Annotated in this window: 18 protein-coding genes; 15 read left to right on the top strand and 3 right to left on the bottom strand. The window is 45.0% G+C overall.

What is annotated here, in order from left to right:
- The first annotated feature begins 11 nt into the window (after positions 1–11).
- The 4 genes from BLV86_RS04235 (at position 12) to BLV86_RS04250 (ending at position 6,644) form a co-directional block, all read left to right on the top strand.
- Positions 12–1,862, top strand: a complete 1,851-nt coding sequence (locus BLV86_RS04235; protein WP_090815245.1) for a YgiQ family radical SAM protein — start codon at positions 12–14, stop codon at positions 1,860–1,862.
- A 401-nt stretch (positions 1,863–2,263) separates the two neighbouring features.
- Complete coding sequence (locus tag BLV86_RS04240; protein ID WP_175456438.1) at positions 2,264–3,700, top strand: D-alanyl-D-alanine carboxypeptidase family protein; 1,437 nt, start codon at positions 2,264–2,266, stop codon at positions 3,698–3,700.
- 274 nt (positions 3,701–3,974) lie between these two features.
- Entirely contained in the window at positions 3,975–5,657 is a 1,683-nt protein-coding gene (locus BLV86_RS04245) for an ATP-binding cassette domain-containing protein (protein ID WP_175456439.1), read from the top strand.
- A gap of 60 nt (positions 5,658–5,717) precedes the next feature.
- The gene (locus BLV86_RS04250; protein WP_031550778.1) at positions 5,718–6,644 is read left to right on the top strand and encodes an ABC transporter permease; all 927 of its coding nucleotides are present in this window, start codon (positions 5,718–5,720) and stop codon (positions 6,642–6,644) included.
- Positions 6,645–6,698: 54 nt separating this feature from the next.
- On the opposite strand, the gene BLV86_RS04255 is transcribed toward BLV86_RS04250, so the two are convergent.
- A complete protein-coding gene (locus tag BLV86_RS04255; protein ID WP_090815248.1) occupies positions 6,699–7,709 on the bottom strand; it encodes a LacI family DNA-binding transcriptional regulator in 1,011 nt (336 codons plus the stop codon).
- A gap of 221 nt (positions 7,710–7,930) precedes the next feature.
- Between BLV86_RS04255 and BLV86_RS04260 the strand changes: the two genes are divergently transcribed.
- On the top strand, positions 7,931–8,611 hold the full coding sequence (locus tag BLV86_RS04260; RefSeq protein ID WP_090815249.1) for a Maf family protein: 681 nt from the start codon (positions 7,931–7,933) through the stop codon (positions 8,609–8,611).
- Between the two features lie 131 nt (positions 8,612–8,742).
- Positions 8,743–10,131, top strand: a complete 1,389-nt coding sequence (locus BLV86_RS04265) for an MATE family efflux transporter (protein WP_242873233.1) — start codon at positions 8,743–8,745, stop codon at positions 10,129–10,131.
- Between the two features lie 93 nt (positions 10,132–10,224).
- Here the strand turns inward: BLV86_RS04265 and BLV86_RS04270 are convergent, their stop codons facing one another.
- Both BLV86_RS04270 and BLV86_RS04275 read right to left on the bottom strand, forming a co-directional pair.
- Complete coding sequence (locus tag BLV86_RS04270; protein WP_175456440.1) at positions 10,225–11,784, bottom strand: sensor histidine kinase; 1,560 nt, start codon at positions 11,782–11,784, stop codon at positions 10,225–10,227.
- A gap of 6 nt (positions 11,785–11,790) precedes the next feature.
- Positions 11,791–12,462: a response regulator transcription factor gene (locus BLV86_RS04275; protein WP_031550764.1), complete on the bottom strand. Its 672-nt coding sequence runs from the start codon at positions 12,460–12,462 to the stop codon at positions 11,791–11,793.
- Positions 12,463–12,844: 382 nt separating this feature from the next.
- Between BLV86_RS04275 and BLV86_RS04280 the strand changes: the two genes are divergently transcribed.
- The 9 genes from BLV86_RS04280 (at position 12,845) to nusA (ending at position 23,741) form a co-directional block, all read left to right on the top strand.
- Positions 12,845–13,945: an S-layer homology domain-containing protein gene (locus BLV86_RS04280; protein ID WP_090815251.1), complete on the top strand. Its 1,101-nt coding sequence runs from the start codon at positions 12,845–12,847 to the stop codon at positions 13,943–13,945.
- Positions 13,946–14,052: 107 nt separating this feature from the next.
- Positions 14,053–15,810 carry an RND family efflux transporter gene (locus tag BLV86_RS04285; RefSeq protein WP_090815252.1) on the top strand — a complete coding sequence of 586 codons (1,758 nt, stop codon included), beginning with the start codon at positions 14,053–14,055 and terminating at the stop codon, positions 15,808–15,810.
- Positions 15,811–16,290: 480 nt separating this feature from the next.
- Positions 16,291–16,950, top strand: coding sequence for an ABC transporter ATP-binding protein (locus BLV86_RS18600; RefSeq protein WP_090815302.1), 660 nt, complete (start codon positions 16,291–16,293; stop codon positions 16,948–16,950).
- Positions 16,934–18,124: an ABC transporter permease gene (locus tag BLV86_RS04295; RefSeq protein ID WP_031550752.1), complete on the top strand. Its 1,191-nt coding sequence runs from the start codon at positions 16,934–16,936 to the stop codon at positions 18,122–18,124. Before BLV86_RS18600 ends, BLV86_RS04295 begins: the two co-directional genes overlap by 17 nt.
- 250 nt (positions 18,125–18,374) lie before the next feature.
- Positions 18,375–19,052 (top strand): NAD(P)H-hydrate epimerase, encoded by a 678-nt coding sequence (locus BLV86_RS04300; RefSeq protein WP_090815253.1) that lies wholly within the window; start codon positions 18,375–18,377, stop codon positions 19,050–19,052.
- Between the two features lie 141 nt (positions 19,053–19,193).
- The gene (locus BLV86_RS04305) at positions 19,194–20,456 is read left to right on the top strand and encodes a bacterial transcriptional activator domain-containing protein (protein ID WP_090815254.1); all 1,263 of its coding nucleotides are present in this window, start codon (positions 19,194–19,196) and stop codon (positions 20,454–20,456) included.
- Positions 20,457–20,599: 143 nt separating this feature from the next.
- Positions 20,600–21,979, top strand: a complete 1,380-nt coding sequence (locus BLV86_RS04310) for a sodium-dependent transporter (protein WP_090815255.1) — start codon at positions 20,600–20,602, stop codon at positions 21,977–21,979.
- Positions 21,980–22,209: 230 nt separating this feature from the next.
- Positions 22,210–22,584, top strand: a complete 375-nt coding sequence (gene rimP / locus BLV86_RS04315) for a ribosome maturation factor RimP (protein ID WP_044916483.1) — start codon at positions 22,210–22,212, stop codon at positions 22,582–22,584.
- Positions 22,584–23,741, top strand: coding sequence for a transcription termination factor NusA (nusA, locus tag BLV86_RS04320; RefSeq protein ID WP_090815256.1), 1,158 nt, complete (start codon positions 22,584–22,586; stop codon positions 23,739–23,741). The genes rimP and nusA overlap by 1 nt, the downstream gene beginning before the upstream one ends.
- Position 23,742: the final 1 nt, after the last annotated feature.

Below are 23,742 nucleotides of genomic sequence, written 5' to 3' on the forward strand. Positions count from 1 at the left end.
GGATTTAGGATATGTTTGAAGGATTTTTACCGATCAATAAAAAAGATATGCTGGACAGAGGCTGGGAGCAGCCCGATTTTGTCTATGTGTGCGGGGATGCTTACGTAGACCACTCAAGCTTTGGAGCAGCCATCATTTCAAGAGTTTTGGAGGCTCACGGCTACAAGGTTGCCATGCTGCCTCAGCCTGACTGGAACAATCCTTCTTCTGTTACGGAATTTGGTGAGCCCAGACTCGGCTTTCTGGTTTCTGCCGGGAACATGGATTCCATGGTGAATCACTATACCGTTGCGAAACGTCATCGTAAAACCGATGCTTACACCCCCGGCGGAGTTATGGGAAAGCGTCCTGACAGAGCTGCTACGGTTTACTGTAATCTCATCAGAAAAACCTATAAACATACTCCAATCATTATCGGAGGTATAGAGGCCAGTCTCAGAAGGCTTGCCCACTACGACTACTGGTCCGACAGCATTCGCCGTTCCATACTTCTGGACAGCGGAGCAGATCTCATTTCTTATGGAATGGGGGAGCACAGTATAGTTGAGATAGCGGATGCTCTTAACTCAGGGCTCCAGGTCAAAGACATTACCTGGATTCCGGGCACTGTTTACAAGACGCGTCACGAGGATGAAATCTATGATGCCGTGAGGCTTCCGGATTTTGAGGATATCAAAAGCAGTAAGCGGAAATATGCAGAAAGCTTTGCCACCCAGTACAGGAATACCGACCCCATCAGTGCCAAACGTATTTATGAATGCTATGACGGCGCCATGTTTGTGGTTCAGAACCCGCCTGCCGCACCTCTTACGGAAATGGAAATGGACGATGTTTACGCCCTGCCTTTTATGAGGGCATGGCATCCCATTTATGATAAGGATGGCGGCATCCCTGCTTTTGGCGAAATAAAGGAAAGCATCACCCAGGCCAGGGGCTGCTTCGGGGAATGCAATTTCTGCGCCCTCACTATGCACCAGGGGCGAATCGTCCAGGTACGTTCCCATGAGAGTGTACTGGAGGAAGCGAAGCAGATCACGAAAGATCCGGAGTTTAAGGGCTATATCTTTGATGTTGGCGGCCCCACTGCTGAGTTCCGAGGTCCCGCCTGCGATAAGCAGCTCAAACATGGTGCCTGTGTCAATAAAAAATGCTTATGGCCGGAACCCTGCAAAAACCTCAAAGTCGACCACTCTGACTATGTGAAGATGCTCAGGGAGGTAAGGTCGCTTCCGGGAGTGAAAAAGGTATTTGTCCGTTCAGGTTTCAGATTTGATTATCTCATGGCGGACTCCAACAAGGAGTTCCTGAAGGAGATCTGTAAATACCATGTTTCCGGACAGATGAGGGTCGCTCCGGAGCATGTTTCAGATAATGTTCTGAAAGAGATGGGCAAGCCCGGTGTTAATGTCTACAATTCCTTTGTAAAGGAGTTTGAGAAGATCAACCGGGAGCTGGGGCTTAATCAGTATATCGTTCCCTATCTTATGTCGAGTCATCCGGGGTCAAGGCTGAAGGATGCCATTACTCTTGCGGAGTACATCCGTGATATGGGTTATATTCCGGAGCAGGTGCAGGATTTTTATCCTACGCCGGGTACCGTTTCGACAACCATGTACTATACCGGGCTCAATCCTCTCACCATGGAGGAGGTTTATGTTCCGAAGAATCCGCATGAGAAGGCTATGCAGCGTGCTCTCATACAGTATAAGAAGCCGGAGAACTATGAGCTTGTGAAGGAGGCTTTGCTCCGTGAGCACCGGGAGGACCTCATTGGTTTCGGGCCCGAATGTCTCATCCGGCCGAGGGCGCAGAAGCCAGAAAAGACAGGCAGCAAGCCACGGAATAAGTTTAAAAGCCGTTAGGCCGTAGGTCAGAGCCGGTGGGCATCAGTTTATAAACGAGTCGCTTCGTCGGAAAAATCTAAACTCTGTTCCCTAAGAGCCACTAAGACCCTCGCCAATGTCAGATATTTTCTTTATGAAAAATCTGACTTGGTGAGGGGGCTAAGGAAAATGGAACCAAGTGGCTCTAAGGGAACAGAGTTTGATTTTTCTCGACTCAGCTCAACGTTTATAAACTGATGCCCACCGGCTCTGACCTACTCATCTATATATCTGTTTCTAAAATCAAAGGAAAACCGAAAACTTTTAGTAATATTTAAATCCTCTCCTCGTGGTACTATATACGTACCAATGAGGAGAGGATTACTTTCTGTCCGGCAGCAATGAGAATACGCCCAGCGGACAGTAGTATGGTGAATATTATGAAGAATTACAATAAGTATTTAAAGAAAGTAACTGCCGGGCTTATGGTGGCGGTTATGTCAACTTTGTCCATTTCGTCTACGGTTCTTGCGGATAATGAGGTTGCTGTTGTCATTTCAGAATACGGCCCTTTAAGTGCAGCGATGGGGGAGTCTCAGGCTGCCGTAACGAGTGAGGGTTTGGAGGTTTCGGTTTCAGATACAGTAGTTTCCGAAACAAGTACTAACGGTACTGCTCAGGTTGTTGAGGCCGGTAATTCTGTTACTGTTCAAGTTTCAGACACCTCAACATCTGTTGCCCAATCCTCGGATGGCACTCAAGCTGTGGATACTGCTTCCGGTACCAGCCAGTCTGCTCAGATTTCGGAAACAGCTGCTGCAGATCAGGTTGTTCAGACTTCAGAGACTACTAACACTCAGGTCGTAGAAACTTCTTCCGGAACGGAAAACTCTCTGTATTCAGCACCGACTGCAGAAGCAGCTCAGGTTTCAGAGACTGAAGCAGCTTCTGAACAGACAACCGGGACAGCTGTTACAGATACTACAACATCATTGACCACCGGGACATTCGAAACATTCACTGAATCAAATTCCGCAAAAGCAGAGATCGGCAGCTTCTTTCAAACTACAACTGCCGGTACCGGTTTTGTCAAAACTGCCCTTACAGCCAATCCTGATGTAAATGCCAATTTCATGATTCTGGTAGATGCGGACTCTGATATGATCGTGGCTGAGAAAAACGGGGATTCAAAGATGTATCCTGCCTCCATGACCAAGGTTATGACTCTTCTCGTAGCTTGTGAGCATATTACCGATCTTGATCAGGAAGTGGAGATAACGAGTGATATCATTGATTATGTTAATGATAATGACGCTTCAAACTGTGGCTTCAAGGCAGGTGAGATAGTGACCGTAAAGGATCTTTTATATGGTCTTATACTTCCTTCCGGAGCCGATGCAGCCCTTGCCCTTGTAAGGCTTATTGCCGGTTCCGAAAAACAGTTCGTAAATCTTATGAACGAGAAGGCACAGGAGATTGGTATATCCGCAACTACTCACTATACAAACTGTACCGGTCTTTACGATGATAATCATTACACTACAGCAAAGGACATGGCATTGGTCATGAAATATGCTGCGTCTAATCCTTATGCAAGTGCGGTTCTCTCAACCAGAAACTACACCACAAAGGCAAACAACAAGCATAGCTCAGGAATAAGCTTCTCAAACAAATTCCTGACACGTATAGATTCCCAGTCCACAGGCGGAAAGGCCCTCATGGCAAAGACCGGTTATGTTTCAAAAGCCGGTAACTGTGCGGTATCTTCCTTTACAGGTCCAAGCGGCTCGCATTATATCTGCGTCACAGGAAAAACTTCCGGTGCATGGAATGTGGTCTATGCCCATGCTGATCTGTATAAGCAGTATGGAAAGTGATTTGCAGCAGTTAAACCCGGGATATCATATTGCTCCAGACTGACTATCCCTTGCTGACCTGTTACAACGATTGATATTTACCGTCGCCGATGGCGGCGGTTTCTTTTATATATAATCTGTCTTAGCCGATATTAAATAGGTATAGCATTAAATCCTGTGCTATAATTTACCTGGATTGTGTTGTGTCAGGTTTTCACTGAAAGCCTGATATGTAACATCGGTTCAAAGGAAAGTGATGTTTCACCGGACCGATGTTCATAAAATGGAGGTATATATGTCCGGACTTTTGGAAGATCTTGTCGACCCCGCGAAAATCGTCGTGATAAAAATAGGAAGTGTTCCCAAGCAGTTCAAAGTGGAAAAGGAGCTCGCAATCGGAAAGCAGAGTCTGTTCCACTTTAAAAATGATGACAAAATCTCTTTGGAATATCCCCTTCTTGATAAAAACCAGGGGAAATTCAGCCATACCTTTGGAAACTGGCATTATTCCAATCTCACAGAAAACAATGTCACAACTATTAATGACACAGAAGTGGAATTCGGTTCCTATACCATTTTAAAAAACGGTGATGTTATACGAATTAAAAAAGACGATGATATGCTCATATTTGTTTTCCTGAAGAAGTTTGCAGGAAATCTGGAGTGGAAGCGTGTGCCTCTTAATCCGGAGCAAAAGGTATATCATATCTATAGTCATGTCAGTGATTATCTGAAAAACAGAAAGGGCGAACCGGCAGCTTCCATAGATGAAACAAGGTCAGAATCCGAGCATCATGCCGTAGTACGCTACACTGACGGAAGCTGGTACGTTGAAGACATTGACACCACAAGAGGCGTCCTTGTAAACCAGAATAAGATTGAAGGTTCAAGGAAGCTGGAGCTTTATGATGTTATAAACATTGGCGATACCCATTTTGTTTTTGTGGGGGACTATCTTGCTTATAATCACGAAACCTTCAAAAACCATGACCTGGAAATCCATATCCAGGAGCGTTCCGTACGGAACATGTTCAAAAAGCAGATTCTTCTGAAAGACATCAACCTGAAGATAGAACCGGGCAATATGGTTCTGATCCTTGGAGGTTCCGGTGCAGGTAAGACCACCTTTATCAATGCCGTCACCGGCTACGAGAAAGCAAAGGCAGACATCACCCAGGGTGACCTTAACGTTTATAATGACTATGGAAAAATGAAATACAAGATCGGTATGGTTCCACAGCAGGATCTTCTTCGCGGAGACGATACTGTTATCATGACCCTTACCAATGCTGCAGAAATGCGTATGCCCAGTGATACAAGTTTTGAGGCACGCAGGGCCCGTGTCCAGGATACCCTGGATCTCTTTGGTCTTGATGCGGTTAAAAATGAACTGGTTGACAAGCTTTCAGGCGGTCAGAGAAAGCGTCTTTCCATAGCTGTTGAATTCGTAGCTGATCCAAGTCTTTTCATCCTTGACGAACCGGATTCCGGTCTTGACGGAGTTATGGCCCGGGATCTTATGAGACAGCTCAGAAACATTGCCGATCAGTACAAGATTGTTATGGTAATCACCCACACACCGGACCGTGTTATCGACCTCTTTGACAAAGTTATCGTTCTGGCAAAGAACAGCAGCCATACCGGCCAGCTGGCATTCTACGGAAGCATCAGCGAAGCTAAGGAATTCTTCAATAAAGAGACCATGGAAGACATAGTCCTTGCCATCAACAGCGAGGGAGAGGGCGGTGAAGGCCAGGCCGATGTTTTCATAGAAAAATTTGCAAAGCTGCAGGCAGAAAAAGCGACATCATCTGTTGAAAACACAGAACCGGAGGTGGATGATGCGGAGGTAAAAACTGAAACAGGAGAGAAGATTGCTTCAGAAAATATCACCGCTGACGACAAGAAAAAATCCGGTAAAACTCCTTCGGGAGACACCATTACTCCGAACCCTGAGGTGGAAGTGTCTCTCACATGAAGGGCACCTCGGATATACCATCCGAGAAAATATTTTGTAAAAGAAATGAGGATGCAGCAAATGGATAACGCTATTCACACCGGAAGGTTAGGGCAGGTTAATATTTATCTCGGAAAGCTCTTCCGCATCTTTGTAAATGAACGCGACTGGAAGGGTCTTCCCCTTTCTGCTGCCATAGCACTGATGGTGGCATTTGTAATGGGAAAGAGCCTCTTCACCAACATGGAAAGACTTAAGGCGGGATCATTTGCCATCGTCTGCGTATGTATATGGAATGGTTTCTTTAATTCCATTCAGGTGGTGTGCCGTGAAAGAGCAATTGTAAAAAGAGAGCACAGGGCCGGACTTCATATCACTGCATATATAGGCGCCCACATGATCTATCAGGCCATAATGTGTCTCCTGCAGGTTATCATATCCATAGTTGTATATAAGCTTTATGGCATCAAATTTCCGGAAGAAAGTATAGTCACAGGATCCTTTACTTTGGATTTTGCCATCACACTCTGGATCATCACCTTCTCTGCGGATATGATAGCGCTGATGATATCCTGCATTGTAAAGACAACCACAGCTGCCATGACTGTGATGCCTTTCCTCCTCATAATACAGCTTGTTTTTGCGGGAGTCATTTTTTCATTCAGCTCAGGTCCTGCGGTCATCGTGGAGAAAATGACCATCAGCCACTGGGGAACAGTTGCCATATGTTCTGTTGCCGATTACAATTCATTGACATCGCATGCGTTGTTCTCAGCCATATACCAGTTCAGATCCGTGCCTGAGGTTCAGTCACTGGTGGACTACATTCAGAAAACCAATATACGTTATAAGATGGATCTGCTCTCAGCCCAGTCCATGCAGAATCCTCTTTATGCCGGAAACATCGATAACATACTTCACTGCTGGGGCGTCATCGCACTCATAGGAATCGTATGTATAACAATTGGTATCATTTCGCTTGAGATGATCGACAGAGATAAACGATAAAACCCAACATTATAAAGAAAATCCCGACGGATCAAACCGTCGGGATTTTTTGATTTACATGGTGGATTCCAGCCAGTTCACAGAGCACTTCAAGGTCTGATGAGGCTTTTCGGAGTTCTTTTCTTCAATCTGATCTATGAGAATTTCGGCGGCTTTCTGACCTTCTTCATAAGCCGGTTGTACTATGGTTGTAAGCTTAGGGTCAGAATATATGGCCCATTCAACATTGTCAAAACCTATGATCCCGAGCTCCTTAGGTATCTTTTCCTTTAATGGCTGCAATGCATGATAAACCTCAGGAAGTGCCCAGCAGTTAGGTACATACACAAGGGTAGGATGATTTGCTTTCATATGGGATTTCACAAAATCCAAAACCTTTTCACCATCTATTTCCCCATCCTTAATCTCAAGGCTCTCGTAAGTGTACCCATTCTCAAGTATACAGTCTGTAAATCCGGAGGATCTCTCTATACGGGTACTTAATCTGGAAGGATCCGCCCCAATCATAAGAAAAATTTTATAGCCCTTTTCCATAAGCTTTTCCATGGTTCGGTAAGTAGCAGTATAATTGTCCGTCTTAACCCAGTAGGCATCGTCCTCATAAACCTTACTGTCAAAATATACGAAGGGCTTTCCTTCCCTCTTTAGTATCTTTGAGGTCTCATAAAATCCCGGTGTAGGCTGAATTATAAATCCATCTGCCCCAAGAGTCAGCATTCTGTTCACATAACTTGCTTCCATCTCAGCATCATAAGAAGAATTTCCGATCAGAGTCTGAAAACCATGCTTTCTTGCGGTATCCTCGATTCCCTTGACAATCTTGCTTGAAAAAGAATTTGTAATGTCTCCGATGATCACTCCTATCAACTTTGTCTTTTTCTGATTCAGAGTTCGGGCAGCGATATTCGGACGATAATTTGTCTTTTCGATCATCTCACGGATCCTGGCCTCAGTTTCCGGTGACATCTTATCTGTTTTTCCGTTCAGAAAAAAAGAAACCGTAGTCTTGGATACTCCGGCCATTAACGCTATATCTTTTATGGTTATCTTTCCATCTCGTCCCATTCCATTACTCCGATCTGGCATAAAACCGGTAAACTCATTGAATTTACTTGATATTTTTATTCTAATTATCCGGACAATTATTGTCAACATGACAGAATTCCATAAAAGAATAATCCTTATTACCATGTGTTTTTTTGATATGGCATTACCGAAAGGATTAATGTATAATGAAGTCATTTCAAAAATGTAAAGGCTTACATTTTTTATGAAAGGATAAAATTATGAGTATCGATCGTTTTATTTTAGCCTCCGGTTCCCCCCGTCGAAAGGAGCTGTTGGGGCAGATAGGTATAAATCCGGAGATCATTCCAAGTGATATAGATGAAAAGGTCACCACCTCTGTTCCCGGGGAGCTTGTGATCAGCCTCTCAAAAAGCAAGGCCATGGATATCGCTTCAAAGCTGCAGGAATCGGAGAGTGATTATGAGATTTCCGCTGCAGCTGATCATCAACCGTTGAATTCCGGAAACATTTCCCATGGATCATCTCTTCAAAATAAAATGACCCTTATTCTCGGCGCTGACACAGTGGTCTCCGTGGATGGCCATATCCTCGGAAAGCCTCATTCACACGAAGAAGCAAAGGAGATGATTCGGTCCATACAGGGCCGCATCCATCAGGTCTACACCGGTGTCACCATCATAGCAAGAGACAGTGCAGGTCAGGCTACCATTGATTCTTTTGCAGTTAAAACGGATGTTAATGTCTACCCCATGACCGAATCAGAGATCAGAACTTATGCCGAGTCCGCTGAACCCATGGACAAAGCAGGGGCTTACGGCATTCAAGGTGCTTTCGCCAAGTACATTAAAGGCATAGATGGAGACTACAACAATGTAGTGGGCCTCCCGGTTGCAGAAGTTTATCAGAGGATAAAAAAGTATTTGAACGAAAAAGATTAATCGTCCTGAAGACACCTGGGAATCCCATTTTAGGTTATTTCGACTAAGCGCTCCATACTTAAATGGATACCCTCAGCTTTGTACTTCTCTGAATTGCCACGCATACATATACATTTATAAAGGAGCTCTACTTGTACCACTATCTTTTTCGTTTAGACCGTCTTTATGACAAAAGCAAAATCTCCTGGGATGATCTTGAGTTTACCGACCTTGATCTACGTAAACTTCTCATTCCCCTTATGATAGAGAATCTGCTGACCTCCTTTATGGGTATGGCAGATTCCATGATGGTGACACGTATCGGCAGCGCTGCCATCTCCGCAGTATCCCTTACCGACGCCATCAATACCCTGGTGCTTCAGATGTTCTCGGCCATAGCCACCGGCGGCACCATCATTTGTTCCCAGTATATCGGGGCAAAGGATACAAAAAAAGCCAATCAAGCCGCCCGGCAGATTGTACTTTCAGTCATGGTCATCGCTATTTTGGTAATGCTTATTGCAGAGATTTTCAATGCCGGAATCCTGAAACTCATCTTCGGCTCGGTAGATGATTCAGTCATGGAAGCTTCAAAAGTTTACTTCCGGTTTACTGCTGCATCCTTCCCCTTCATCGGCCTTTATCAGGTCTGTGCAGCATTTTACAGAGCCGGCGGAAACAGCAAGTATCCCATGAATATATCCGTACTTTCCAATATCCTTAACATAATAGGAAATTTCACGTTTATATTCATCTTTAAATGGGGCGTAATGGGGGCAGCATTATCAACACTTTTATCGAGAATCTTTTCCGCCGTAGTGCTGACTGTTTCCCTTAGATTTCCGAGACAACCCATCGTGATACGGCATTATCTCGTAAAGCCGGATCCCGGGATGATAAAGCGGATCCTTTACATCGGAATCCCTTCCGGCATAGAAAACGGTATGTTTCAGTTTGGAAAGCTGGCTATCCAGTCCTCGGTTTCAACCCTGGGAACCACAGCCATAGCAGCCCAGGCCATGACCATTATCTTTGAGAGCATCAATGGAATTGCCGCCATCGCTGTCGGCATGGGACTCATGACTGTCGTCGGTCAGACACTGGGAGCCGGCAGAAGAGAAGAAGCCAAATACTACATTGTAAAGCATATGAGGATAGGAGATTATATCATTATCCTTTCCTGCCTTCTGACATTCCTGTTTTGTAAGCCGGTGATGTTTCTGGCCGGAATGGAACCTGAGAGCGCAAAGATCTGTTTTAACATGATGATCTATATCACTTTAGTGAAGTGTCTCGTTTGGGTGCCAAGCTTCATCACTCCCTACGGACTGAGAGCTGCCGGCGATGTAAAATACTCAATGATAGTTTCATCTCTTTCCATGTGGCTTTCACGAGTCGCCTTGTCAACCATACTTATCCGCTTTTTCGGCTTCGGTCCCATAGCTGTCTGGTACGGCATGAGCCTGGACTGGCTTGTAAGAGGACTTTTCTACCTGCATCGATTCATGGGTAACAAGTGGCTCAATCATAAGTTTCTGTAAAAAACCGGCTGGCATCCATTTAAAATGGATGCCAGCCGGCTCTGATTGTTAGCTTATTTATCTACCGGGGACTAAACTGATAACAGTATGATTTTATACCATCGGAAGTTCGATTTTAAATGTGTTGATTCCGTCTTTCGACTCTGCCCAGATCTTACCTTTATGCTCTGTCACTATATTCTGGGCTATGGAGAGGCCGAGGCCGTATGAATGGTTCATGGCGCGGGCTTCGTCGATGCGGTAGAAACGTTTGAAGATGTTTTTGAGATCTTCCTCGGATATCTGTTCTCCGGGATCCGCAACACTTATGAGGCACTTGTGTGATCCGGACTTCTCAAGGGAGACGGTAACCGTACCCTTTGGATCCGAGTACTTTTGGGCGTTATCCAAAAGGATTTCTATAGCCTGCTTGATATGCTGTCTTGAGCCTTTGATGCTGATTCCTTCCTGAACATTTTCTGTAAGCATTAGCCCCTTCTCAAAGAAGAGGACTTCGAAGGTAAGGATTTCGTCGGAGATCATCTTTGAAAGATCGATTATCTCCTGGGGCTGCTTTTGGATGGCACCGTTATCGACTCTGGCAAGCTGCAGAAGACTGTCCACAAGGCCTCGCATCTGATGTGCCATGGTGAAGATATTTTCGGCAAACTGTTTCTTCTGTGCATCCTCCAGATTCCGGGATTTGAGCATTTCCGCATCCGTCAGTATGACTGTGAGAGGAGTTTTAAGCTCATGGGAAGCATCCGACACAAACTGCCGTTGCTGAACCCAGGCGTCCTCCACGGGCTTGACTGCCCATCTGGCAAAGAAGATTGCTATAACGAGGAATACCAGGAAACTGAGAATAGCAATAAGCATACAGTTTCTGATAAGGTTTCGCATGGTTGCAACTTCGGAAGAAATGTCGGCAAAAACGATAACACGGTTTCTCTTTCCGTCCCAGTTTTCCTTCCCTATCGCTCCCGGATCAAAATCTTCCTTATTGGTTATTTCAGGATTTGGAGCTTCATTTCCTGTAATATTCTGACCGGAGTTTTCGGGTGGCTGCTCCGAACCCTTCATGCCGGAATTCTCCTGAGGCTGACTCATGGACTTTGAGTTATCATCTCCCTGAGGCATGATATTATTGTTTCCACTTAATTCCGGAGGTATCTGTTCTGAATTCCCTTCTGCCAATGCTTTACCATCTTTATCTACTGCAGGACTCTCGCCGGGTGCCGGCTGGGCTCCCGGATCCATCATTTTTATATCAGATGCCATTGAACGGAAGTATCTTAGATTATAGTCGCTTAAGTCTCCGATTCGGTCTGAACGTGACAGCACATCATCTACAAGTGTCTGGAGGCTGTCTTCATCCGTCAGATCATAAAAATCGCCGTCTGTGGCAATGATTTCTCCGTTACTGTCCACTTCAACCCTGAAAAAAGGAAGCTGTACATTGGTTTCCTTGTTTCGTTCCCGTCTTTCCGGACGACGGTTCTGGTTCATACCGAGAGGCACTCCGGACAATTGACTGAGCATTTTCACACTGTCTGAATATATACGTCTGTGGGTGAGACTCAGCACCAGTCCAAAAATGACTATGAGCATTACGGTTACTATAGTCATGGTAATGGCTACAAAACGGAATCTCAGTTTCTTTATCATTTCCATAATCATTTACCCCTCGAGCTCGAGATGGTAACCGAGACGTCTTGCAGCAACGATGTTTACATTGGAACCTATGGACTTAAGTTTTTTACGAAGAAAACCTACATAAACCTCCACGTGGTTTTCAACCGCATCGGAGTCGTAGCCCCAGGCTTTGCTGAGAATGGTTTCCTTTGAAAGATTCTTCTCCTTTGACTGCATAAGCATTCTCATGACGTCAAATTCCTTGGCGCTGAGACGAAGCTCATTGCCTTCACACAGGAGGGCACCGGTCTCAAGATCCAGGGAAGTATTACCGAAGCAAAGCTCGTCTACTTCATTCCCCTGACGACGAAGAAGAGCAGAGACACAGGCAAGGAGCTCCCTGCTGTCAAAGGGCTTTGTGAGATAGTAGTCAGCCCCGGAGTTAAGCCCCTCCACACGGTCCAAAAGCTCCGACTTTGCAGTCAGCATCAGGATAGGAGTGCTTAAATGAATCTGGCGAAGCTTTTTTGCCACCTGATAGCCATTCATCTTCGGCATCATTACGTCAAGTATTATAAGGTCGTAAACTCCGGTTTCCGCGTAATCAACCCCGGACTCACCGTCATAAACAGCATCCGCGTCATAGCCCTTTTCTTCCAGAAGAGTCTTTACGGAATCCGCCAGTAGTTTTTCGTCTTCTACAATCAAAATCTTCATTATCTTATCCTTTATCCTTCAACATTTTTAAATGTGCTAATGCTAAGCACCTGAAAACACTCACTTCTTTATTATATCTTAGTACGGGAAAAATCATAACTTTTAAGTCTTAAAAGAAACTGAAAATCCTGAAGAGGACTTCAGAATTCCACCGGGGCGGTTCTCGCCGCCGGGAACCGCCCCGGTGGAATTCCTGCGGCTTTTCTATTTATGATTTTTTTGTGAACTATGCTGCAGTTTGCCCATTTCTGAAAAACTTTTCAGCTTCGTTTCAGTTTTCGTCTTTACAATGCAAAACGTATTGAGCTCGGGAGCCAATTAGATCTGCATCCAGGTGTCAGATATTGAGGCTCAAAAAAGTATTCACAGATAAGGAGATCACATGTACAACAGATTCACGTATGGCGCCCTCGCCGCAGTAACCGGCATTGTGAGCGTCGTTTCATATACACCGATGACAGCATTTGCATCAACAACCTTAACCCAGAGAAAGAACGCACTGGTGAGCGCAAAAATCATTGAGAACTTCGATGTTACTCTGAACGAGCAGCCGGTTTCCAGGGCACTCTTCGCAAAAATGCTGGTCATGGCATCAACCTACCATACCACAGTTGCTGCGGAGTCCAATGTTTCAGTATTTTCAGACGTGCTTGCAACCTCAGAGTACGCTTCCTATATAAGAATAGCAGCAGAGCAGGGCTGGCTCAGCGCCTATCTCGGCGGTCTCTTCAAGCCTGATCAGGGCATCAAGATGGCAGAGGCCGAAAAGGCCTGTCTCACTCTCCTTGGTTACACCAACGAGGATTTCAGCGGCAGCATGGTGTCAAACAGAAATGCCAAAGCAACAGCCATAGGTCTCGTGGAAAACATTTCGAAGGGTGTGAACGAATACCTGACCTACGAGGATTGCGTCAACATTTTCTATAATCTTATGAAGACCAATACTTCTGCCAATGAAACTGCCACCAGATCCAACAGCACCATCTACGGCAAATTATTTGGCTACACCCTTTCAGATAACGATGAGATCAATCTTCTGGATACCCTTGAGTCCAATCTTAAAGGTCCTTACCTTCTTAAGGTGGACAAGAGTCTCACTTCCATCATCCCCTTCAGCAGAAGTGATGCAAGCTGTACTCTCAACGGCGAGTCTTCCTCTGCGGATGATATCGAAAATGAAGCTTCCAGCGGTGATCCTGTGGTTATCTACTATAATGCCTCAACAAAGTCGGTATACGCATATTCCTCAAACGGAAACGATATGGGTACCATCACCGGCGAGATTACCAATATTTACTATAGTTCAAGCAGCTTAATGACTCCTACCTCAGTAGAGATCGACGGAACAGAATACGAGGTTGGCAACGACGATGTGGCTTATGCATTCTCCGTATACAGTACCCATGAGAAGGGCGACAAGGTAACCGTTGTATGGAGACGTGACTCTGACGGAAAACAGGAGATCACAGCAGTTGCAAAATGATATTGAAAAAAGGATGATTCTTCCTTCATTCAGATCCCTGATATCCGGACCGGTTATACCAGACCGGACATACAGGAAACTCAAAATAATCTTTTTTGGAGCATTTCATGAAATTAAGATTACCAGTTAAAAAGATCATCATCGGAGCTGTAGTAGTGGCTCTGGTAATAGGCGGAGTAAAGTTCTTTAACTCAAAGAAAAGCCAAAAATCCGCTTCCGAAGAAAAAGTAAAGACCGGAACCGTAACGAGACAGACCATCCAGTCATCCCTTTCAAGTTCCGGAACCATCTCGCCAAAAAACAGCTACAAGATCACTTCCATGGTGGACGGTAAAGTCATTTCCGCAGATTTCCAGGAAGGAGATGTGGTAGAAAAGGGACAGGTTCTTTACGAGATAGATTCTTCCTCCATTACATCAAAGCTTAGTTCCGCAACCAGCTCCCTTGAGCGTTCGGAAAACAAGTACAGTGATGCCGTGAAGGATTACGACACGGCAGTGGCGGATTTCAGCGGAAATACCGTAAAGTCTCCCTATTCCGGTCACATTAAGACCCTCAACATCTCTATAGGTGATCAGGTAAATTCCAACACCGCAATAGCCGAGATCTATGATGACTCCACCATGAAAATAGACATTCCATTTCTTTCCGTGGAAGCAGCAATGATCCCTGTGGGAAATACAGCCACAGTCATTCTTGATGACACGCTGGAAGAGCTCATCGGTGTTGTTACTTCTGTGGATTCCATGGAAACCACACTTACCGGCGGACAGCTTGTAAGATACATCACCATCGAGGTGGCAAATCCCGGCGGACTTACCACCGATATGTATGCCACTGCCAATATCAATGGCATGAATGCCTCAGGAAGTGCAGTTTTTGAAGCCGCAAGGGATTTCACCATTAAGGCTAAAAATCTTACTTCCACAGTAACTGTTGCGGATCTCCTCGTGGACGAAGGTGATTATGTCACAGCAGGGCAGTCACTTTTCCTTGCAGAAGCAGATGATATAGAAGACATCATTGATTCCTACAAGGATAAGGTAGACAGTGCAAAATCCTCAGTGGAAAGTGCACAGTCAAGCCTTGATACAACTACAGATAACTTTGAAGACTACACCATCACCGCTCCGATTTCCGGAACTGTTGTCACAAAAACAGTTAATGCCGGTGAGAATGTACAGAACGGTTCACAGGCAACTTCCCTTGCAGTTATATATGACCTGACGGAAGTGACCTTTGACATGAACATTGACGAGCTTGATATCTCCAATGTTGCTGTTGGTCAGTCTGTGGATGTTACGGCAGATGCCTTTGAAGGCCAGACCTTCAAGGGAACGGTAACAAAGATTTCTATGGAAGGTACCTCTTCAAACGGTGTTACCTATTATCCTGTAACGGTTACCATGACTGAATTCGGAAGTCTCCTTCCGGGCATGAACGTTGAGGGTGTCATAATCCTTGATGAGGCAGAGAACACTCTTGCAATCCCTATCGATGCACTTCAGAGAGGCGACAAGGTTTATGTAAAGAATAAGGAAGGAGAGACCTACACTGAAGATGAGAATTCCCATGTACCTGACGGATTCCATTCGGTTTCCGTTGAAACTGGTCTTACTTCAGACAGCTACGTTGAGATCCTTTCGGGAGATCTCAGCGAAGATGACGAGGTTTACATTTCCCAATCCACAGTCGGCTCAGATGATGCCGGCATGATGATGGGAGGCTTCGGAGGCCAGCCGGGCGGAGGTTTCAGCGGCTCCGGCGGTCCGCCCAGTGGCGGAGGCTTCGGAGGCAGTTCAGGCGGAAGCAGAAGCGGCGGCTCTGGCGGCAGAAGCGGCGGCATGGGCGGCGGTCCGATGTAATAGTCAGAACAAAAATCAATATACCGGCATGGGAACAAATACGTATCCCATACCGGTAGTTATACTTGTAACCGCAATAAACTGCTGATTTAAATAACCCTAGTGTGAGTTTAGGATATTATGTCATTAAAAGATTTTATCAATAAAAATAAAACTGAAAAAAGTCAGGAGAATGAATCTCTCAAAATAGAAGATTTGACAATTTCTGACACTACGTCAGATGATGTTTCCTCAAAGGATGAAGCTGATCATTTAAATAATGACAGTACTGCTGACACAGAAAGCACTTCCTTAGAAAACGAAGCTGAGGAAGAAGAACCTGACGAGTATGCCGAAAACCACGACGAAATCGCGAAGCTGAAAGCGGCCCAGGAGGCAGCCTCAGGAAGCTCCGAACCGGGTCAGGTGGTCTTCATCCCGAAGGAGCATATCGGAGAGCTTCCTCTCCTGGAGCTCCACGACATCTACAAGATTTACAAGATGGGTTCCGAAGAGGTTCATGCCAATGACGGCATCTCCGTAAACATTTTCAAGGGAGAGTTCGTGGCCATAGTCGGTAAATCCGGCTCGGGAAAATCAACCCTTATGAACATTATCGGAGCTCTGGACGTGCCCACCAGCGGAAAATATCTCATCAGCGGTCAGGATACCTCCTCCATGAAGGATGACGAACTGGCAGCCATCAGAAACAAGAAGATCGGTTTTGTCTTCCAGCAGTACAACCTGCTTCCGAAGGATAACCTTCTTGATAATGTCTGCCTGCCCCTTCTTTATGCAGGAGTTCCAAAGGCTGAGCAGAAGGAGCGTGCCATGAAGCAGCTGGAGCGCGTCGGACTTGCAGACAAATGGATGCAGAAGCCGGCACAGCTTTCCGGTGGACAGCAGCAGAGAGTTTCCATTGCGAGAGCTCTCGCGGGAGATCCCGAACTTATACTTGCAGACGAGCCGACGGGTGCCCTTGATTCAAAAACCTCAAAGCAGGTGCTGGGCTTCCTTAAGGAAATCAACGAAGACGGAAACACGGTAGTCATGATAACCCATGACAATTCCATCGCACTTGAAGCCAAAAGAATCATCCGTATCTCTGACGGCAAAGTAGTTTATGACGGAACAGCGGAGGACTATGCTAAACTCATTTAATCTTGCTCTTAAGAGCATCTGGGCAAATAAAATGCGTTCGTTCCTTACGATGCTTGGTATCATCATCGGTGTTGCAGCGGTTATCATTCTGGTAGGAATAGTAAACGGCGAGATGTCCTTTATGACCTCAAGCTTTGCCTCAATGGGAACCAACCGTATCAACGTAAATGTCACAAATCTCAGCTCCCGTTCGGTAAGCGTTGATGAGATGTATGACTTTTATCAGGATAACGAAAAGTATTTTTCACATCTTTCACCTACGGTTAATGTCAGTGCCACTGTAAAGGTGGGTAATGAAAACTCCTCAAACACTTCTGTTACAGGTGTTTCTGAGGACTATCTGGATATCATGGCTTATGACCTTGAGAAAGGCCGTTTCATCCAGTACGCAGACATTGCCGCAAGACAGAAGGTTGCGGTCATCGGACTTTATGTGGCGAAGACCTATTACGAGAGCGCCGAAAAGGCTCTCGGACAACGCATAAGCATTAACGGAACAAAGTATGAGATAGTGGGCGTTGTTGAACGGCAGACCTCCGAAAGCGACGAGATGAGCGAGGGCGGAAGTGATGATTTCGTTTACATCCCCTACACTGCAGCTGTAAAGCTGTCCCGAAACGGAACCATCAACAGCTACACCTTCACTCTTCATGATGAGTACGTTGAGGAATCCTCAACAGTCACCACTCTCATCGAGGATTTCCTTTACACCATATTTAAAAATGATGACCTGTATAAGGTCACAGCCATGAGCGAGCTCCTGGATTCCATGAATGAAATGATTGCTTCAATGTCTCTGATGCTGGGCGGTATCGCAGGAATCTCACTTCTTGTTGCCGGCGTGGGTGTCATGAACATTATGCTTGTATCCGTGACGGAGAGAACCAGAGAGATCGGTATAAGAAAAGCTCTCGGTGCCAAGCGTTCCACCATACTTACACAGTTTGTCATTGAGGCGGCTGTTACCAGTTCCATGGGCGGAATCATCGGCATTATAGTCGGCTTCATCGGTACCACTCTAGCCGGTAAGGTGATGAACATTGACGCGCAGCCCTCCTTCGGATGGGTCATCGCATCCTTCAGTATTTCCATTGCCATCGGTCTCATTTTCGGTTACATGCCCGCAAGAAGCGCGGCAACATTGAACCCGATAGACGCACTGAGGTCGGATTAAAATTTTTCATAGCGCATAAGTCAGGATCCGGACTTATGCGCTTTTTGTTTAGTTCAAAGATAATCATTATGAAATTTTGACCAATTTATGGAAATCAGCCATCATATACAGGCATTGTTGTATAATTAAAAAAGCGTAACAGTTCAGTCTATGGACCAAGGGGACGGGATTATTGGTTCATTTTGTGACAAAATGAGCCAATAACCCCGTCCCCATAGTCCACAATCTACTATTTTGCGGAGGATTTCACATGCAGGATCTGATAACAGGAACAGTTGCCAAAAAGGCAGACATGATAGCCATGGGAGAGCTGGGGTTTGAGTCCCTTGCCCTAATGGAAACCGCAAGTTCAAAGATTGCCATCTATATAAACAGACATTTTACCTATGAGAGAGACGCCCGCATACTGGTACTGGCAGGCGTCGGCAACAATGGCGCCGATGCAGTGGCTGCAGCCCGCATGCTTAAAGAGACCGGCTACGACCCGGTGGTATGGGTTGTCGGAAAGCTTGAAAAGGCAAGTTGGGAATTCCTTTATCAGATGTTTCACTTTCAGAAGCTTCTCGGAAGAGTAAATCTTTACCGTGCCGGTGACGAGCTTCCGGACTGTGACATTTGCATCGACGGAATCTTCGGTATAGGTCTTCACCGCCCAGTAGAAGGTGTTTACAGGAGCTTCATAGTGGAGGCCAATGCTCACACTCGTGGCTTTACCCTTGCCATTGACTCGCCCTCCGGTATCAATACCGACACCGGCGAACTTCTGGGATGCGGCATAAAAGCAGATGTCACCATCACCTTCGGAAAAAATAAGACCGGACTTATGAACGGGGCCGGAAAAGAGTATAGCGGGAAGATCTTTGTTGAAGATATAGGCATCCCGGAGGAGGCTTATATAAAGGCCGAAGAAGAGCTTAACAGGGCTTAAGCACATCCAACTTCATTAAAAAAGCGGCATGCTATACAAAAATAATTACAAAAAGGCTTAAAATTTTTATTTTTCTGTTTACTTTTCATTTGAATAAGACTAATATAAAACTTATAAAATGTCTTAAAGTAAGGGGAAATTATGAGTGAAAACAGAATAGACATACGTATGCTCGGTGGATTTTCCATTTCTGTTAACGGACAGTACATGGGACTCGGGCAGAATAATAAAGCAAATTTCTTAAAACTGATACAGATCATACTTCTTAATTATAAGAAGGGCATCTCCAAGAGAGAACTTATCGACGGCGTTTTCGGCTACAAGGATCTTCTTGACGAAAACAACAGCTTGAACAACCTGCTCCATCAGGCAAGAACACAGCTTAAAAAGAGCGGTGTTCCGGGAAAGCGGTATATCGAAGGAAAGAAAGGCATTTACTACATTGAGAAGCCCGAAGGCTACGAGGTAACTCTTGATGTAAAGACCTACACAGACGATTGCCGCAAGGCTGCCGAAGCTGAAGATGAGGAGACAAAAGCAAAACTTTATGAGCAGGCTTTCGAACTCTATAAAGGCGAACTTCTTCCCGAATTTTCCACAGATAACTGGGTTATCGTTGAATCTGTCAAGCTGAAGCATCTCTTCGATGAGCTTGTACTGTTCCTCGGTGATTATTACAGAAAAAAAGAAGATTACAATAACCTCTACAAGCTTTACAGCAAAGCCAGCCAGATTTATCCTGACGGCGGATGGCAGATCAATGTTATCGATGCATTGATTCTTCGCAAAGAATACAAAGAAGCTTATGAGCTTTACAATAAAACAGCCCGTTATTATCTTGATGATCTGGAAGTTCCTCTTCCTGACGACCTTATCAAGTGCTACGAACGCATCTATGATGACATCAAGGTTGTTTCTGATGATATCGAGGAAATCCAGGCCGGTATCCTTGAGCGTGATGCAGCTCTTAAGAACAGTAAGGGCGACAGTCGCAGCCTCGGATCATACTACTGTGCGTTCTCAAGCTTTATCGACGTTTACAATGTTCTCCGTCGTAACCTGGTACGTAGAGGAAACTCCATCTTTATGATGCTTTGTACTCTGGTTGACTACGAAGGAAAACCTATACAGAATCAGGAGAAGCTTTCCGCAAGAGCCGAAGCCTTGAAAAACGCTCTCTATGCAGAGCTCAGACAGGGTGATGTCTATACAAAATACAGCTCAAGCCAGTACCTTCTTCTTCTTATAGGTACCAAAAAAGAAGATTGCGGCATAATCTATCACAGAATTTCCAAGAAGCTTAAGGAACTTGCCGGTTCCCGTGCCGAACTCAAGTACCGCATTGTTTCACTTGCTGAGATTCCATCAGTTTTGGAAAACGCAAAGAACACTGACCTTATCTGAAAGTCCCGGTATGACGGATAAACTTCTTATTCATTAACCGTGTAAGCCGCCGGTCATTTTGACCGACACCTTTTTATCCGGCGGCTCTGTATAAATATTTCAGGGCTTGCAGTTTGCTGCAAGCCCTTTTTTGAGGAGATTTTATGAACGATAATCGTGAAAGTTTTAAATCAAGACTGGGCTTTCTTCTGGTAAGTGCCGGTTGTGCCATAGGAATAGGAAACGTATGGAAATTCCCATACCTTGCAGGGCAGAACGGAGGAGGAATATTTGTAATATTCTATCTTATCTTCCTTGTAATTATGGGTGTTCCCGTCCTTACAATGGAGCTTGCGGTGGGACGTGCCTCACGAAAGAGTGCAGTATTGGCATATAAAAATCTGGAACCCTACGGCAGCAAATGGCATATTCACGGATGGTTTGCCATTGCCGGAGCTTACATCCTTATGATGTACTACACAACCGTTTCCGGCTGGATGGTTTCATATTTTATGAAATTTGCCGTCGGAAAATTCGATAACATATCCATGGATGAAGTGGATTCTGTTTTTGTTAACCTTCTTTCAGACCCGGAAGAAATGATGATCTGTATGATGCTGACAGTTCTCTTAGGTTTCCTTGTATGTTCATTCGGAATACAGAAAGGCCTGGAAAAGGTCACAACAGCCATGATGACTGTTCTGCTTGCCCTGATCATCATTCTTGCAATACACAGCATTTCTCTTCCGGGAGCAGCAAAGGGCCTTAATTTCTACCTTGTTCCCAGCCTTGAAAAGGTTGCGGCAGCAGGAGAAGGAAGCATCCTGAAAGGTCTTGGTTCGGTTATCTCGGCAGCCATGAACCAGGCATTTTTCACTCTGAGCCTTGGCGTTGCTTGTATGGAAATCTTCGGTTCTTATATGTCTGACCGATTTACACTTGTAGGTGAATCCATAAGGATCTGCGCCCTGGACACTTTTGTTGCAATAACATCCGGTCTCATCATTTTCCCTGCATGCTTCAGTTTCAATGTCGATCCCGATGCAGGTCCGAGTCTTATATTCATGACGCTGCCTAAAGTATTCATGAGCATGACCGGGGGAAGGGTCTGGGGTTCTCTTTTCTTCCTGTTCATGTCCTTTGCAAGCTTTAGTACGGTTATAACTGTATTTGAAAACATCCTTTCCACCTCCATTGATAATTTCAAATGGACAAGAAAGAAAGCAGTTCTTGTAAACTGCATTTTCATACTTATCACAAGTATCCCTTGTGTACTTGGTTACAATATCTGGTCAGATGTTCATCTGATTGGCGGAAGAGACGTCCTGGATTCAGAAGATTTTATTGTTTCAAATATTCTTCTCCCGGCAGGCTCTCTTATTTATCTTCTTTTCTGCGTGAGCAAGTGGGGCTGGGGCTTTGATAATTACATGAATGAATGCAACAAGGGAGAGGGTATGAAGATCCATCCGGGCGTAAAACGCTACTTCCAGTTTGTTCTACCGGTACTCATACTTATTATCCTTATCCGTGGACTGATGTAAAGATTTTACGAAAAACCACCGGCGACCATTTCTCGCCGTTAATCCACAGGGGACGTTTCTCACCGGCGAGAAACGTCCCCTGTGGAATTCTGTGAGTTTAATACCGGAGATTTTTAAAAAAGTGTTGATTTTACGATGTTCTTGTGTTATCTTTGTACCGTATTTATTGACTAGTTAAAAGGAGCAGGCGCTAAGCCCGCTCCTTTTACTTAAGTTTAGAGGATTTTTATATGCAGGCAAACGGTGATTACACAGTAAGGGTAAAAAAATATCTCGATGAGATGTGCCCCAAAGAAGGTTATCAGGTGGACAGCGTTACTTTTACACTTGAAAACGGAGAATGGTACCTTAGATCTTTCATTTACCGCACAGACGGAGTCGACATGACTGTAGATGATTGTGCCAGAGTTTCAAGAAAACTTTCAAAGTGGCTCGACAAAGAGGACTTCATTCCTGAGCAGTATATGATGGAAGTATGTTCACTCGGTTTCAAAGACCAGCCTGGAAACGACGATATCATACCGGATACTGCGGCTGATGATAACGCAGAGGAAACCTCAGATGATGGATCAAACGACAATATTACCGGGAGGGGTAAAAACTAATGAATAAAGAACTTAGCGAAGCACTCGATCTACTTGAGAAGGAAAAAGGTATTTCAAAGCAGTCTCTTATAGAAGCAATCGAGCTTTCACTTCAGACAGCATGTAAGAATCACTTCGGTTCTTCTGACAACATCCGTGTCAGTGTAGATCCTGACACTTGCGATTATTCAGTTATAGCTGACAAGACTGTAGTAGAGGAAGTACTTGATAAAAATACCGAGATCTCCCTTGCTGATGCAAGAATGATAGATCCCGGCTATACACTTGGTTCCATCGTTCCGGTAAAAGTTGATTCAAAGACCTTCGGACGTATCGCGACACAGAATGCAAAGGGCGTTATAGTACAGCGCATTCGCGAAGAAGAGCGCAAGGTTCTTTACAACGAGTACTACTCCATGGAGAAAGAAGTTGTTACAGGAACAGTTGACAGAGATACCGGAAGATCCATTATCATCAATTTAGGAAAGGTTGACGGATATCTTTCAGAAAATGAGCAGATCAAGGGCGAAAAGCTTGATACCAATGACAGAGTCAAGGTATACGTAGTAGAAGTCAAGGATTCTCCTCGCGGACCGCGCGTTATGGTATCCAGAACCCATCCTGAACTCGTTAAGCGCCTTTTCGAAGAAGAGGTTTCCGAAGTAAGAGACGGTATCGTAGAGATCAAGGCTATCTCCCGCGAAGCCGGTTCCAGAACCAAGATGGCTGTTTTATCAAACGATCCCGATGTTGATCCGGTTGGAGCATGTGTAGGTCTCAACGGTTCAAGAGTTAATACAGTAGTTGAAGAACTTCGCGGAGAGAAGATCGATATCATTAACTATGACGAGAACCCTGCATACCTTATAGAAAATGCTCTTTCACCTGCAAAGGTTATCGCAGTTATCGCTGATCAGGATAATAAAGAAGCCATGGTTATCGTACCTGACGCTATGCTCAGTCTTGCCATCGGTAAGGAAGGACAGAATGCCCGCCTTGCTGCAAAGCTCACAAACTACAAGATCGATATCAAATCAGAATCCCAGGCTCAGGAGCAGGGCATCTTTGATGAGATGGGTATCGATTATCAGGGCGAAGACTATGAAGATGATGGTGTAGCCGAAGATGATTACGAGTCAGATTCAGAAATGATTTCTGATGAAAGCGAAGAAGTATGAC

Source organism: Oribacterium sp. KHPX15 (assembly GCF_900107835.1).
Classification (GTDB): Bacteria; Bacillota; Clostridia; order Lachnospirales; family Lachnospiraceae; genus Oribacterium.